The 15,915-nt window shown below is 40.0% G+C and carries 13 protein-coding genes; 1 reads left to right on the forward strand and 12 read right to left on the reverse strand.

Annotated elements, in window-relative coordinates; all coding sequences use genetic code 11:
* Positions 1-6: 6 nt before the first annotated feature.
* From rpoZ to ABU914_RS01430, 5 genes are all read right to left on the reverse strand, one after another.
* Positions 7-216, reverse strand: coding sequence for a DNA-directed RNA polymerase subunit omega (gene rpoZ / locus ABU914_RS01410; protein ID WP_379667970.1), 210 nt, complete (start codon positions 214-216; stop codon positions 7-9).
* A 2-nt stretch (positions 217-218) separates the two neighbouring features.
* Positions 219-836: a guanylate kinase gene (gene gmk / locus ABU914_RS01415; protein WP_379667971.1), complete on the reverse strand. Its 618-nt coding sequence runs from the start codon at positions 834-836 to the stop codon at positions 219-221.
* A gap of 23 nt (positions 837-859) precedes the next feature.
* Positions 860-1,120: an extracellular matrix/biofilm regulator RemA gene (remA, locus tag ABU914_RS01420; RefSeq protein ID WP_379667972.1), complete on the reverse strand. Its 261-nt coding sequence runs from the start codon at positions 1,118-1,120 to the stop codon at positions 860-862.
* Between the two features lie 28 nt (positions 1,121-1,148).
* The gene (locus ABU914_RS01425; protein WP_379667973.1) at positions 1,149-2,030 is read right to left on the reverse strand and encodes a YicC/YloC family endoribonuclease; all 882 of its coding nucleotides are present in this window, start codon (positions 2,028-2,030) and stop codon (positions 1,149-1,151) included.
* A 98-nt stretch (positions 2,031-2,128) separates the two neighbouring features.
* Positions 2,129-4,798 (reverse strand): calcium-translocating P-type ATPase, SERCA-type, encoded by a 2,670-nt coding sequence (locus ABU914_RS01430; protein ID WP_379667974.1) that lies wholly within the window; start codon positions 4,796-4,798, stop codon positions 2,129-2,131.
* Between the two features lie 168 nt (positions 4,799-4,966).
* Between ABU914_RS01430 and ABU914_RS01435 the strand changes: the two genes are divergently transcribed.
* On the forward strand, positions 4,967-6,667 hold the full coding sequence (locus ABU914_RS01435) for an Rqc2 family fibronectin-binding protein (RefSeq protein ID WP_379667975.1): 1,701 nt from the start codon (positions 4,967-4,969) through the stop codon (positions 6,665-6,667).
* A gap of 70 nt (positions 6,668-6,737) precedes the next feature.
* Here ABU914_RS01435 and ABU914_RS01440 read toward each other — a convergent pair whose 3' ends face one another.
* The 7 genes from ABU914_RS01440 to pyrR form a co-directional block, all read right to left on the reverse strand.
* Positions 6,738-8,045 carry an immunoglobulin-like domain-containing protein gene (locus ABU914_RS01440; RefSeq protein WP_379667976.1) on the reverse strand — a complete coding sequence of 436 codons (1,308 nt, stop codon included), beginning with the start codon at positions 8,043-8,045 and terminating at the stop codon, positions 6,738-6,740.
* Positions 8,046-8,412: 367 nt separating this feature from the next.
* Positions 8,413-9,048: an orotate phosphoribosyltransferase gene (pyrE, locus tag ABU914_RS01445; protein ID WP_379667977.1), complete on the reverse strand. Its 636-nt coding sequence runs from the start codon at positions 9,046-9,048 to the stop codon at positions 8,413-8,415.
* Positions 9,036-9,737 carry an orotidine-5'-phosphate decarboxylase gene (pyrF, locus tag ABU914_RS01450; protein WP_379667978.1) on the reverse strand — a complete coding sequence of 234 codons (702 nt, stop codon included), beginning with the start codon at positions 9,735-9,737 and terminating at the stop codon, positions 9,036-9,038. Before pyrF ends, pyrE begins: the two co-directional genes overlap by 13 nt.
* Entirely contained in the window at positions 9,734-12,943 is a 3,210-nt protein-coding gene (carB, locus tag ABU914_RS01455) for a carbamoyl-phosphate synthase large subunit (RefSeq protein WP_379667979.1), read from the reverse strand. Before carB ends, pyrF begins: the two co-directional genes overlap by 4 nt.
* A gap of 20 nt (positions 12,944-12,963) precedes the next feature.
* The gene (locus ABU914_RS01460; protein WP_379667980.1) at positions 12,964-14,238 is read right to left on the reverse strand and encodes a dihydroorotase; all 1,275 of its coding nucleotides are present in this window, start codon (positions 14,236-14,238) and stop codon (positions 12,964-12,966) included.
* Between the two features lie 16 nt (positions 14,239-14,254).
* Positions 14,255-15,139, reverse strand: a complete 885-nt coding sequence (locus ABU914_RS01465) for an aspartate carbamoyltransferase catalytic subunit (RefSeq protein WP_379667981.1) — start codon at positions 15,137-15,139, stop codon at positions 14,255-14,257.
* A 133-nt stretch (positions 15,140-15,272) separates the two neighbouring features.
* The gene (gene pyrR / locus ABU914_RS01470) at positions 15,273-15,818 is read right to left on the reverse strand and encodes a bifunctional pyr operon transcriptional regulator/uracil phosphoribosyltransferase PyrR (protein ID WP_379667982.1); all 546 of its coding nucleotides are present in this window, start codon (positions 15,816-15,818) and stop codon (positions 15,273-15,275) included.
* Between the last annotated feature and the right edge of the window lie 97 nt (positions 15,819-15,915).

The following is a 15,915-nucleotide window of genomic DNA, read 5'->3' on the forward strand; positions in this document are numbered from 1 at the left end:
TTGTTATTACTTAACTGTACTTTCTCCCTGTTCATAAGTTAGCTTACCTTCTTGAATTTCCTCAAGTGCAATTCCAACAGGTTTAAATGATTGTGGATTTTCAATGATCTGATTTTGGTGTTCTTGTATGTTACGTGCACGTTTCGCTGACAACGTAACGAGAGTATATTTTGAATCGATCACTTCTAGTAATGAATCAATTGAAGGGTATAACAATTTTATTCAACCTCCAGCATATTTTTATATTTATAATAAAGCCGATCTTTTCGATAATGTTCAGCACAGATGATCGCTTGGATTCGATGGCAAGCCGCCTCAACTTCGTCATTTTCAACGACATAATCATATTGAGTCATGAGCTGAATTTCTTCTTTAGCTACAGACATTCGATTTTCGATGAGGTGCGCTTCTTCTGTTCCCCGATTCGTAATTCTATTTTTAAGTTCCGTTAACGAAGGTGGCATTAAAAAGATAAATACAGCATTCGGAAAGTTTTGTTTCACTTGCATCGCACCTTGAACTTCGATTTCAAGCAAAACGTCGTTTCCTTTCTTTAACATCTTCTGTACATATTTTATCGGAGTACCATAGTAGTTTCCAACATACTCAGCCCACTCAAGCAATTCATTGTTTTTAATCATCTGCTCAAATTCAACTTTCGATTTAAAAAAATAGTCTACTCCATCAATTTCTCCATCTCGCGGCTTTCTAGTTGTCACAGAAATAGAATAATGAAGTGTTTCGTTTCTCCCTTCCATTATCGCTTCACGAACTGTCCCTTTCCCAACTCCAGAAGGTCCAGAAAGCACGAACAAAATGCCTTCGTTCCGTTCCATACAAATCCTCCAGTCACTCGCTGCTAATTATCTTCGATATCATCTTTATTTAATAATCGTTGTGCAACTGTTTCAGGCTGCACTGCTGATAAAATAATATGATCGCTATCGGCAATAATCACCGCACGCGTTCGTCTCCCATATGTAGCGTCAATTAACATATTTCGATCACGAGCTTCTTGAATGACACGCTTAATTGGTGCAGATTCAGGACTAACAATAGAAACGATTCGATTTGCCGATACGATATTCCCAAATCCTATATTAATCAATTTAATATTCATCCCATTCCTCCCGATTTTCTGCTTCCATTTATTCAATATTTTGTATCTGTTCTCTCATCTTTTCAAGTTCACTTTTCATATTTACTACATCACGGTTGATCATCAAGTCATTTGCCTTTGAACCGATTGTATTTATTTCTCGATTCATTTCTTGAATTAAGAAATCAAGTTTTCGCCCGACCGCATCTTTCTCCTGTAACACAGATTGAAATTGTTTACAATGGCTTTCCAAACGAATCACTTCTTCTTGGATGTTTGTTTTTTCCGATAATAAAGCGACTTCCGTCAGTAATCGTGATTCATCAATTTCCATTTTGTCGTGAACGAGCTCATAGATCCGATCTTGCAATCGTTCGTAAATGATCGACTCAAGTTGTTCAAAACGAATTTTAATCTTTTGCAAAAATTGCATGACACAATCTAAATTGTTTACGATTTTCGAATGCAACATCTCCCCTTCTTTTTCCCGCATTGATACGAGATTTTGCACAGCAATTGAACAAGTAGTAACGAGTATTTCGTCAAGCATTGATGATTTATTTTCTTTTTCAACAACAGTTAATAATTCTGGCAATTGCAAAATATGATCAAGCGAAAGTGTTGTTGAAAGGTTATGCTTTCTTTTTATGTGCTGAAGCGTTTGAATATAACTTTCTAGTAACTCATAATTCACATGTAATTGTTTCTCAAAAAGAGAGTCACTTTCAATCGTTACAAATACATCTACTTTTCCTCTTTTTATGTATGAGCGAACGAGCTGTCTTATCGAGTCTTCATATTCAAGAAAACCGTACGGTAAGCGAACAGATATATCTAAGTATCGGTGATTCACAGATTTGGTTTCAATATGAATTGAAAGGTCTTCATTTTTAAAGTTTGCTTTACCATAGCCTGTCATACTTTTTAGCATTCAATCACTTCCACTAAAATCCGTATTTTTTTATTTTACCATTAAGAATAAAAAAGGGAAAGTTCAAAAAAAGCTTGCCCGTTTGGCAAGCTTGCAAATTAGTTTTTCACTCTGCGAATATTCGTCTGTTTTGATACGTTGAACAGCGCAAGCAAAACCGTTGGAATCGACGCCAATCCCGTAATAAGCAACCAATCTTGAATCGTTAGCGCTGTTGTTCGGAATACAGGTTGAAGCGGTTCGTAGTAAATGACAATGAATAGTAACAACATCGATGAAATGACAGCTAACATCAGTGCTTTGTTTTCAAAAATGTTACGATGAAAAATTGAATGTTCACTTCGACAATCAAACACGTGGATTAATTGAGCTAAAACGAGGGTTGAAAACGCAATCGTTTGTGCTTTTGTTAAAGATTCTGTTTCATACACAATCATAAAAGCGACTAATGTAACAATCCCGATTAAAAAACCTCGGCTAATTATTTTCCAGCCTAACCCACCTGAAAAAATACCTTCAGTCGTTTTACGTGGAGGACGCTTCATACTGTCTCGTTCAGCAGGATCTAATGCTAATGCCATCGCAGGCAACCCATCGGTAATCAAATTCACCCATAAAATTTGAATCGGCACTAAAGGTAAAGGCAATCCCATCAGCATTGCAAATAACATAACTAAGATTTCTCCGACGTTTGACGCTAGCATGTAACGGATGAATTTACGAATGTTATCGTAGATGTTTCGACCTTCTTCAATCGCCGCGCGGATCGTTGCAAAATTGTCATCACTTAAAATTAATGCAGAAGCTTCTTTTGCAACGTCAGTTCCTGTTATCCCCATCGCAATTCCTATGTTGGCAGCCTTAATAGCAGGAGCATCATTAACGCCATCACCTGTCATCGCAACAACGTGTCCGTTGGCTTGCAATGCTTTCACAATCTTTAATTTATGTTCCGGTGATACTCTTGCAAAAACATAAATATCATCAATGATTTCTTTTAAGTGTTCAACCGGCATATGCTCAAGTGTTTTTCCTTCAATCGTTTTCCCGTTTTGTGGCAAAATCCCTAAATCATTTGCGATGGCTGTTGCGGTTACTAAATGATCACCCGTGATCATGATCGTCTTAATCCCGGCATCATGACATGCTTCGATTGCACCTTTCACTTCAGGTCTTGGGGGATCGATCATTCCCGTCATTCCGATAAACGTTAAATTTGATTCAACTTGATGCTCATGATGAGGGTCATGTCCATAGGGCAACGGTTTGAATGCTACAGCTAGAGTTCGTAGTGCTTTTTTAGCTAAATCTTCTACTTTTTCTTCAATGATTCGTTGTTCTTTCATCGATAAGATACTTTTCTTTCCATTTTTCATGATGTGGTTACTATTTGCGAGAACGACATCTGGAGCACCTTTTGTGATGACAAACCGTTGTTTATCATGATTTTCTACAATGACGCTCATCATTTTTCGATGTGAATCAAAAGGAAATTCCTTAATAACCCGATAATCTTTCTGTCGAATCTCTTGATCTATGCCTGCTTTCATCGCAGCTACGACGAGGGCACCTTCTGTCGGATCACCGATCAATTGATACTCTTTTTTTTCTTTTAAAATCGTTGCATTGCTACACAAAAGTCCGTAAGTAAGCAACTGCTTAATATCAGCCGTCACAGAACCTGAAAATGTACCTTCCGGTTGATAGCCTGTTCCTTCCACTTGAATACTTTTATCAAATGTCCATACGTGCGTAACAGACATTTTATTTTGTGTTAACGTTCCCGTTTTATCTGAACAAATGACTGTTGCACACCCTAATGTTTCAACTGCAGGAAGTTTGCGGACAATCGCTTTTCGCTTAATCATCCGTTGTACACCTAAAGCAAGCGAAACCGTGACAATCGCCGGCAACCCTTCTGGAATAGCCGCAACGGCAAGCGATACACCCGCTAAAAACATCGTGTAGACATCGTGGCCATGTAAAACTCCAGCAATGACGACGAGAGCGGTTAAAGCAATGGCTACAGCAATTAATATTTTTCCTAATTGTTCAAGTTTCCTCTGTAATGGTGTCATCAATGTTTTCGTCGTTTGAATAAGGTCAGCAATTTTCCCCATTTCTGTCTTCATTCCCGTTGCAACGACGATTCCTAATCCGCTGCCTTTCACGGCAAGAGTTCCTTTAAATAACATGTTATCTTGATCTGCAATGATCACATCGTCACCATGAATAGGGTCAGCATGTTTATGAGCAGGTACAGATTCACCCGTTAATGCTGATTCATCAACATATAAGCTTTTCGATTCTATTACACGAATATCTGCACTTATTCGACTTCCGCTTTCTATTTTTACAATATCTCCAACGACGATTTCAGTCGTCGATATTTCAATCCATTTACTTTCACGCAACACATACGTTTTTGGTGCGGTTAATTCTTTTAACGCTTGTAAAGATCTTTCTGCTTTTCGCTCTTGAATGAAGCCGAGTACACCATTTAATAAAACAATTAAAATGATCGCAACCGCATCAACATATTCACCGAGTAAACCAGAAATTAAAGTGGCAATGAGTAAAATAATAACCATAAAATCTTTAAATTGAGACAAAAAAATAAAAAAAGCGGACTTCTGTTCAGTTTCTTCTAATTGATTTAATCCAAATTTCTCCAACCTTTTCGAAGCTTGTTTCACAGATAAGCCTGTTTCAATGTTACTACTTAGTTCTGTTTCAATTTCTGAAATCTCTTTTTTAAACCAGTTCATCTCTTCACCTCATCTGTTCCTTCCATCACTTGAGCCCAAGCTTACTCAATCTATATTCAGACAAGCTAAAAAACATGCTATACTGAATCAAGTTAGTTTTACGTACATGTTCTACAATTAAAGACTACTTTGTTAGAAGTTACGATAAAACGTAAATGAGGTGAAATCATGTCTTTTGACGGATTTGTAACGAGGGCAGTTGTAAAAGAGTTACGTGAAACGTTATCGAACGGAAGAATTAATAAAGTGTATCAACCTTTTGAAACGGATTTATTATTGTCCATTCGTGCAAATCGAAAAAATGTTCAGCTTTACATCTCGACAAGTGCGAACTTTTCTAGAATTCATTTAACAAACGAACGTTATCCGAACCCGATACAACCACCGATGTTTTGTATGCTCGTTCGCAAGCATATCGAAGGAAGTATCGTTAAAAACATTAAACAAATTGAACTTGATCGTATAATTCATATTGAATTGCAAGCCCGCGATGAATTAGGGGATCTAATTTCAAAAACACTCGTCGTGGAAATTATGGGCAGGCATAGCAACTTGATCCTTTTGGATACAGAACGCAACATCATTATTGACAGCATTAAACATTTGCCGCCATCTTTAAATTCATATCGTACTGTCTTACCAGGACGGGAATACGTGTCACCCCCTTCCCAAAACAAAGCAAATCCGCTTGAAGCAGACCGCGAAACGGTTTTAAAAAAAGTTGATTTTAATCAAGGCAAAATCGATCAACAATTGGTCACAAGTTTTGCGGGTTTATCCCCCATCGTAAGTAAAGAGATCGTTCATCGGGCAGGCTTTGTAACGAAAGATAGTTTGCCGCAAACGTTTTTGGAAGCGATGAAGTTGTTTCGAAACAATACGTACGAACCTGAAATCGTTCGTTCGAAGCATCGCGAAGCCTTTTCGGTCATGTCTTTAACGCACATGGATGGAGGAAAAATTAAATTTGACACAGTAAGTAGCATGCTCGATCGTTTTTATTTCGGTAAAGCAGAGCGGGATCGCATCAAACAACAAGCGAGCGATCTAGAAAAGCGATTAAGCAATGAAATGAAAAAAAATAAACGAAAACTTAAAAAGCTTGAAAAAACGTTGCATGATACAGAAAAAGCTGAGCAATATCAATTGTACGGTGAACTGCTTACCGCACATATGCATGAAATAAAACGCGGACAATCTCAAGTTGCAGTCGACAATTACTACAATCCAGGTGAAAAAGTAAAGATTACGTTAGATCCTGTGAAAACACCTGCTGAAAATGCACAGGCATATTATCAAAAATATACAAAAGCAAAAAACGCTGTGTCAATTGTAAAACGACAAATCGAAGAAACGAAAGAAAATATTGCCTATTTTGAACTGCTACTCACTCAAATGGAAAAAGCAACGCTAGAAGATGTTGCTGAAATTCGAGAGGAGTTAGAAGACGAAGGGATTATTAAACGAAAGCGCCGGAAAGAAAAAAAGAAAGTGGACAAACCAAAACCAGAAACATATGAATCAAGTGAAGGTGTTCCAATTCTCGTCGGCAAAAACAACAAACAAAATGAATATTTAACGATGAAGCTTGCACGTAAAAGTGATACGTGGCTCCATGCAAAAGATATTCCTGGGTCTCACGTCGTCATTCGCGGTAATCAGTTTGGAGAAGAAACGTTGTACGAAGCTGCGGTGTTAGCCGCTTATTTCAGCAAAGCGAAACAATCGAGCAACGTTCCGATCGACTACACAGAAGTTCGGTATGTGAAAAAGCCGCGCGGCGCAAAGCCTGGGTTTGTCACATATAGCAATCAAAAAACGATGTATGTCACACCGAGTGAGGATCTCGTCCTTAAGTTACGACCATAACAAATTAGGAAAACAGAAGAAGCTGTCACAGAAATAACGTTCTGGACAGCTTCTCTATATTTTAAGACTTTCATTCCATGACTTTGCGCCGACGTAAAAACAAGACACCACCAGTCGTCGCAAGAAGAGTACCGATTAGAATGAGAGTCGGCAGACTCGTTGCGGTTTTTGGTAGCTTGCCACCTTTGGAAGATTTACTTTTTCCACCTGTATCACTGCTTGTTGATGTTTTTGTTTTGCCTGTTCCACTACCATCATCACCTGAACCACTGCCACTACCTGAACCAGCAGAACCTTTCGGTCCTTTTGGACCTTGTGGACCAGCAGGGCCTTGCAAGTTGGCTATTTTCTTCCATCCATCAGTCGTTTTTTCGTACAGGTCACCTGTATTCGTATCTAGATACAAGTCACCGACATCCCCCGCATCCGCAGATGGTGCGCCTGAACCTGTGAGGATTGCTGAACCTCGTTTGCCATCGTCACCTTTCAGATTGCTTACTTTTGTCCATGTGTTCGGGTCACGCTTGTACACGTCACCGGTCGTAATGTCGAGATACGAATCTCCATTCGTTCCAAGACTATCACTTGGAGGTCCTTCACCCGTGTACCATGAACCGAATGGTTCGACAACATTTACTGTGCGTTCGACGGTTGCTTCATTACCAACACTATCGCTCACTGTATACGTCACCGTATACGTGCCAATTGTGTCTGTGTCAACGTCACCTGAAATTTCAATATCATCTGATACATCGCCGTCGAAGTTATCTTGAGCAGTTGCGCCAAGTTCCTTATAAGGGTCGCCTTGTTTTACGATCATTGGATTGTCACCGTTGAGTGTGATGACAGGAGCTTCTCCGTCAATATCAATTGTTGTAATCAAAAACTTTTCATTTTCTGGAACGATACAAGTGTAAGCTAATGGTAGAGTTGGTGCTAAGTAAAGGTTCAAGGCAACTTCATCGGCCCATAACGTAACTTTGCCTTCGTCACCAGCAAGAAACGGTCCAACATCTACTCCACCTTCAGGTGTTAAAGGGACTAATAGGCGACCTTCATGCCCCGGTGGAGAAATCATTTGCGTATCTTCTAAAAATGTATGAACTTTGTTTGTTTGATTTTCAGAATTTATTTTAAAATTTGGACTCCCAAGGTCGACAATCATTGGTTCATCGGACCAGTTGGTGGCATCTGGAAAATCAAAGCTGACTGACACATTTTGTAAATGAAACTCTTCACCTGCTGCAACTAATGTAGGCAGAGTTGGATTAATGACTGGATCTATTCCAGGTATTGGTGACTTTGCGGCACATTCAAATATAAACGTTTTCTCAACCTTCTGAGTTCCGACTGCCGCATTTGCCTTCGTACTAAACATATACAAAAAGACCATTGACAACGTGAACATTGCTATAATTGGTTTTTCAAAAGATGATTCATTTTATAATACCTTCTTCATTTTTTTCGTCTACACATACGAGTAGACCTCACATACTAAGATAAAGGTTTGTCTCAATCATAACTATTCCGAATAGTGTCGGATAATTCAAAAAATAACCTACATTTGTAGGTGTTTTGTAATGATTCATGTGGTGTAAAAATGGACCAATCCACTATAAAAGTAGTGATTTGTCTGAATGAGCAAAGTGGTTTTTATTCTTTAATCGAGTTCCAAAATCACAAAAAGGACTATTTAAAAATCACTAGAGTGACTTCTAGATAGTCCTTTGAGCTTTATTTTATAATTACGAATTCTGCCAATCTGAAGGGTTTTGACGCCAGTTTTGGACGAGCTGGATGCCATCATTATTAATGTAATCCGTTTGTGAAGCAACTGTAAGAAGTGCGTCTAAATTCGTCAAAGTTTGGACTGTTAAATTTGCTTGTTGAAGCATTTTTTTCCCTTTTTCTAGTCCATAGCTGAAAATGGCTGCGACTCCTAACACGTCTGCTCCTGCATCCCGTAACGCGTCCGCCGCGTTGATCACACTCCCACCAGTTGAAATTAAGTCTTCAATAATGACGACTTGATTACCAGCTTCAATTTTACCTTCGATTTGATTTCCTTTTCCATACTTTTTTGCGGAACTTCTTACATACACCATTGATTTATGTAATCGTTCACTTACTAATGCAGCATGTGGAATGCCAGCTGTTGCGGTTCCAGCAATGACTTCAACATTCGGAAAATGTGTTCTAATAATTTCCGTTAATCCGTCAGCCATTCGTTTTCTAACATCTGGAAAAGAAAGCGTAAGTCGGTTATCACAATAAATCGGAGATTTTATTCCAGATGTCCACGTAAACGGGTCATTTGGCTTTAACGAAACGGCTCCAATCGACAATAAATCAGCTGCAATTGTTTCTGCTAGTTTTGCCATTCAGCTACCACCCTTTCATAGGCCGCAAGCGGATTATCACTTCTCGTAATGCTACGGCCGACAACGATAAAATCACTTCCAAGCTGTTTCGCTTTTGCTGGAGTGACAATTCTCGTTTGGTCATCTGCACGATCTCCAAGCAGACGAATGCCTGGTGTTACAGTTATAACGTTTTTCAATTCTTGTTTCATCGTCGGAACTTCTAATGCAGAACAAACGATACCCTCTAGCCCAGACTGTTTTGCTAGTTTCGCATAATGGAGGACTGTCAGCTCCATCTCTTTATGAATCAGCAACTCTTCTTTTAACATCTTTTCAGACGTGCTCGTCAACTGAGTGACAGCCATGCAGAGAGGGCGAGCCCTCCCACCTGTCAATCCTAACTCTAACCCTTCAATGGCTGCCTCCATCATGTTTGTTCCGCCTGCCGCATGGACATTGACCATATCCACTCCTAATGAAGAGAGGCTTCGCATCGCCTCTTTTACTGTGTTTGGAATATCGTGTAATTTTAAATCAAGAAAAATCCAATGTCCTGCTTCTTTTAACTTTTCGATGATAGAGGGACCTTCTTTATAAAATAACTGCATACCGACTTTCACATGTAATGTTTCATTGTGAAATTGAGACAAAAATGTACTTACTTCCTCCATAGATGGAAAGTCTAGCGCAATAATCGGTGCATTCATTGAGAAATCACTTCTTTGTTTACAAATTTGGGCATCGGCATCATCGTAAAAGCCATCATTTCTAATACGGTTAATAAAGCAATCGCTGTATCGAGTGAAGTAAAACAGACGACTTCATTTTCTACTGCTTCACGGCGGATTCTAAACCCATCTCGTTCAGGCTGTTTGCCTTTCGTCAACGTATTAATGACGATATTTGCTTCGCCTTGGCGGATGACATCTAGTAAATTCGGCTGTTCCGCTGCAATTTTATTCACTGTTGTGACAGGAATATTTTGCGCTTGAATCGCTTTTGCCGTTCCTTCAGTTGCTAAAATTTGAAAGCCAATTTCATAAAATCGCTTTACGACAGGCATCACTTCTTGTTTATCTTTATCCGAGATTGTAAACAGAACAGAACCATTCGTTGGAATTTTCATGCCTGACGCAAGCAAGCCTTTATATAACGCTTTTTCTAGCGTTGCATCTTTCCCCATGACCTCACCCGTTGATTTCATTTCAGGACCTAACGTGATGTCAACACGACGTAGTTTAGCGAACGAGAAAACAGGTACTTTCACGTAAACGCCATCCGCTTCTTTATACATGCCTGTTGAATAGCCTAAATCAGATAAAGTCGAGCCTAAAATCACTTTCGTCGCAACATTTGGTAATGGAACACCCGTAATTTTGCTTAAAAATGGTACAGTCCGGCTTGAACGTGGATTAACTTCAATGACGTAAACTTCATTGTTATGCAGTACAAATTGAATGTTTAACAAGCCAACGACATTCAATCCTCTCGCAAGTGCGATCGTTCGATCGATAATTTGTTGTTTCGTTTTTGCTGACAAATTTTGTGGTGGATAAACAGCAATCGAGTCACCAGAATGAACACCCGCGCGCTCGATATGTTCCATAATTCCAGGAATAAAGACAGACTTACCGTCAGAAACGGCGTCAACTTCGATTTCGATTCCTGTTAAATATCGGTCAATTAAGACTGGATGCTCCGGATTAATTTTGACAGCGTGCTCCATGTAATGGAGTAGCTCTTCCTTTTTATAAACAATTTCCATTGCACGACCACCTAGCACATAAGAAGGTCTAACGAGAACTGGATACCCAATCTCTTCCGCAATTCCGACCGCTTCTTCAACTGAAGTAGCTGTTTTTCCGAGAGGCTGTGGTATTTTTAAATTTCTTAAAAGCTGTTCAAATTCATCTCGATTTTCAGCACGATCCATATTTTCAAGTGTTGTGCCTAAAATCTGCACGCCTCTTTCTGCTAATTCAGATGCTAAATTAATTGCTGTTTGTCCACCAAATTGAACGATGACGCCCACTGGCTTTTCACGCTCAATGACGTGCATCACATCTTCAACAGTTAATGGTTCAAAATAGAGCCGGTCGGAAGTCGTAAAATCCGTTGATACTGTTTCAGGGTTATTGTTAATAATAATCGCTTCATAACCTGCTTCTTGAATCGCCCAAACGGAGTGGACCGTCGCATAATCAAACTCGATGCCTTGACCGATCCGAATCGGGCCGGAACCTAAAACAAGGACGCTTTTCTTTTCTGTCTCTTCCGTTTCATTTTCATTGCCAAACGTGCTATAAAAATACGGTGTTTGTGCTTTTATTTCATTTTCAGCCGTATCGACGATTCGGTAAGCAGGCATCAGATTGTTTTCTTTTCGGAAATTGTATACGTCTCGTTCGGTCAGATTCCATCGATTGGCAATCACATCGTCAGAAAAACCAAGACGTTTTGCTTCACGTAAAAGTTCTACATCGTTTTTACTGTTTACTAACCGCTTTTCTAGCGCGATCATGTTTTCGATTTTTTCGAGAAAATATCGTGTGATTTTACTGAACTGAAAAATTTGCTCGACCGTATACCCTCTTCGAAACGCTTCTGCGATAACGAACAATCGTTCATCATCTGCAATCGCGATGCGTTTTTCAAGTTCCTCAGCTGATAATTGTTGCATTTCAGGCTGTTCAATGTGCAAAACATTTGATTCAAGCGAGCGAACAGCTTTAAGCAATGCTTCTTCAAAGCTACTTCCAATCGCCATCACTTCGCCAGTCGATTTCATTTGTGTTCCGAGTTTACGGTTGGCAGATTCAAATTTATCGAACGGCCAGCGTGGAATTTTGACAACGGTATAATCAAGCTTCGGTTCATATTGTGAATATGACTCTTCCGTCACTGGATTTATAATTTCTGAAAACTCCAGTCCGACTGCAATTTTAGCCGCTAGTTTTGCAATCGGGTAAGCCGTTGCTTTCGATGCCAATGCAGATGAACGGCTTACTCTCGGGTTTACTTCGATAATATAATATTTTTTATTCGTTGGATTTAGCGCCATTTGCACGTTGCAGCTGCCTTCAATCCCAATGGCACGTACAATCTTTATTGCTGACTCTCGAAGCATCGTATACTCCTCTTCTGCTAACGTCTGATTCGGAGCGACAACGATCGAGTCACCCGTATGTACACCAACGGGGTCGACATTTTCCATATCACAAACGACGATGACTTCATCATTCGAATCACGCACTACTTCAAATTCAAGCTCTTTATACCCCGCAATGCTCTCTTCAAGCAAACATTGAGTAACAGGACTATATTTCAACCCGCTTGAGACAATCTCAATTAAATCTTTTTCATTTTCAACGATACCGCCACCAGTACCACCAAGTGTAAAGGCAGGGCGAACGATAATCGGATAGCCTACTTTCTCTACAAATTTGTAAGCTTCATCAAGTGTATGAACGATCTCACTCGTCGGTGTCGGCTCACCGATTTCTTCCATTAAGCTCCGGAATAAATCGCGATCTTCTGCTTTTTGAATCGCTTCAAGATTCGTTCCAAGCACTTTTACGTTAAAACGGTCGAGCACCCCTTGTTCGTGAAGTTCCATCGCCATGTTAAGCCCTGTTTGTCCGCCTAAAGAAGGCAAAAGGGCATCAGGGCGTTCTTTTTGAATAATGCGAGTAACAAATTCTAATGTAATTGGCTCGATGTAAACTTTATCAGCCATCGTCGTGTCCGTCATAATGGTTGCCGGGTTTGAATTCACTAATACGACTTCATAGCCTTCTTCTTTTAACGATTGGCATGCTTGCGTTCCCGAGTAATCAAATTCGGCTGCTTGCCCGATAATGATCGGCCCAGAGCCGATAACTAAGATTTTTTTAATATCCGTGCGTTTTGGCATGTTTGATTTCTCCTTTAGCTTTACTGTTTCTTCCAAACGATGTTGCCTTCAAAAATGGTCAATGTCGGCCAGCCCGTACACGTCCAATCCGTAAAAGGTGTGTTTTTTCCTTTTGATAAAAATTGCTTCGGGTTGATCGATTCTTCATTTTCGATATCGATAACCGCAATGTCGGCGATACTGCCTTCTTCAAGCTTTCCGTATGGTAGTTCGAAAACATTTGCTGGTTTTACTGTTAAAAAGTCTACAAGCTGTTTTAGCGTTAAAACACCCTTCTTCACTAAATGAGTGTATAACAATGGAAACGCCGTTTCTAACCCCACGATTCCAAATGGAGCTCGTTCGATTCCTGCTGCTTTCTCCTCTTCAGCATGTGGAGCGTGGTCTGTTGCAATAAAATCAATCGTTCCATCTAAAAGCCCTTCAATTAAAGCGTCGCGATCAGCTTTCCCTCTTAACGGCGGATTCATTTTGTAGTTTGTGTCTAAACTTGGAATATCTTCATCGCAAAGTAGAAGATGATGCGGTGTCACTTCCGCGGTCACGCGAATCCCTGCCTTTTTTGCATCTCGTACGGCACGTACAGACTCTTTCGTACTAATATGACAAACGTGATAGTGAACATTTGCAGCTTCCGCAAGCAAAACATCACGGGCAACGTGCACAGATTCACACACCGATGGAATTCCGTTTATGCCCTGTTTTTCTGAAAAAACACCTTCATGTACAGCTCCGTCATTAATTAACGTGTTTTCTTCACAGTGTGCGACAATCGCAGCGTTAATCTTTGAAGCTTGTTTCATCGCTTCAAACATTTTTCCAGCACTTTGCACACCGACGCCGTCATCCGTAAAAGCAAAGGCGCCTGCTTCTTTTAGCTCTTGAAAATTCGTCAACTCTGCACCTGCTTGCTGTTTCGTAATTGCCGCGTAAGGCAAAACACGGATCACCGCTGCATCTTCAATTCGTTTATTAATGTTTACAAGCGTTTCAACATTGTCTGGGACAGGGTTCGTGTTCGGCATCGCTGCTACCGTCGTAAATCCGCCTTTTGCCGCTGCCTTCGTCCCCGTTTCAATCGTTTCTTTATGTTCCCCGCCGGGTTCACGTAAATGAATGTGCAAATCGAGCATTCCAGGAATGATAAGTTGTCCGTTCACATCAATCGTTTGCACATCGGTTTCGGTGATAGATGTTGCTAATTTTTTAATCCGTCCGGATTCAATCAATACGTCATACATCTCTAATTCATTATTAGGCATAACAATTTTACCGTTTTTTAATAAAAGCTTCACGTTTTCATCTCCCATTCTAATTTCCGATTAGTGCTCGTTTTAACACAGCCATTCGAACGTAAACACCATTTTTCACTTGTTTAAAAATGCGTGATTTTGGTGATTCGATAAGTTCTGAAGCAATTTCTACATCTCGATTCACAGGTGCTGGATGCATGATAATGCTCGTGTTTCTCATCCGTCTTTCGCGTTCAACCGTTAATCCGTATTGTGTATGGTATTTATATTCATCAGTTGTCTGATGAAGTTTGTGATGATGCCGTTCATTCTGAATACGTAGCATCATTAGCACGTCCACTTGTTCAACTGCGTTATCCAGATCAACATAATCTCCTAATGTATCATCATACCAATATTTCGGCCCTGAAATGTAAACATTCGCTCCTAATCTACGTAATACTTCTGCATTCGAACGCGCAACTCGACTATGTTTAATATCCCCTACAATTGCTACATTCAAGCCTTTGATTGCTCCGAACTCTTGGTATATCGTAAGTAAATCTAATAGTGATTGTGTTGGATGATTTCCACAACCATCACCCGCATTAATTATCGGTATTGAAAGGTTTCCTTTTAGCGAATGATAGAAGCGTTCTTCCTTATGTCGAATGACGACGACATTTGCTCCAATCTCTTCTAGTGTCCGGACTGTATCGTACAATGTTTCGCCTTTTTGAACACTTGAATGTTCTGCAATAAAATGTAACGTCTCAAGCCCTAATTTTTTCTCTGCAACTTCAAAGCTAAATCTCGTTCGTGTACTCGGTTCAAAGAACAGATTGGCAGCAAACATTTGCTGAGTAGGCTTCCAGTGCATCCCTTTTTGAAATCGTTCCGCTTCATGTAAAATATCGTAGATTTCATCGTTTGATAGCGTTGCTAATTCTAGTATGTCTTTCACTATGCACCCCTCCTACTATTGTTAACATTAAAAAAACCTCTCTGCCGAGGTTGACAAAGAGGGTATACTGCTCCTATACATAAGAGAGCATCACACCCCTTTTCAAGCCTCACGGGACTTAATTAAAAGGGCTTTATTTGTTTTTCTTTATGCTTACTTGGTCTAAGCTGTCTACTTCTAATAGTTCCACATTGACGATTTCTGTCCGAGCTGTCGGAACATTTTTTCCGATATAATCGGGGCGAATCGGGAGTTCACGATGACCACGGTCGATTAAAACTGCGAGTTGTATTTGAGCGGGACGCCCTAAATCCATTAATGCATCCATTGCAGCCCGTACTGTTCTGCCAGTGTAAAGGACGTCATCGACTAAAATAATTTTTTTATTCGTAATGTCCTCTGGTAGTTTTGTCGATTTAAGCAACGGTTCATGATCAACAGTTTTCTCAGACAAATCGTCACGGTATAACGTTATATCAACTTCACCCACCTGAATTTGTGTGCCTTCGAATTTCTCAATATTGTTAGCTAACCGCTCAGCAATATAAATTCCCCGTGTCCGAATGCCGACTAAAATACAGTTATCAATGCCTTTGTTTCGCTCAATAATTTCATGTGAAATTCTCGTCAAAGCCCGGCGAATCGCTTGATCGTCAAGTATAATCGCTTGCTCCTCCAATGTGCCACCACCTTTACCAAATAAAAACCCCCCACAAGCCGTGAGGGGTTTTCGACATACAAAATACACCTTATCATGTCTGGACATTCCTTTACAG

It is taken from the genome of Pueribacillus sp. YX66 (assembly GCF_041725775.1).
In the GTDB taxonomy this organism is placed as follows: domain Bacteria; phylum Bacillota; class Bacilli; order Bacillales; family UBA6769; genus Pueribacillus.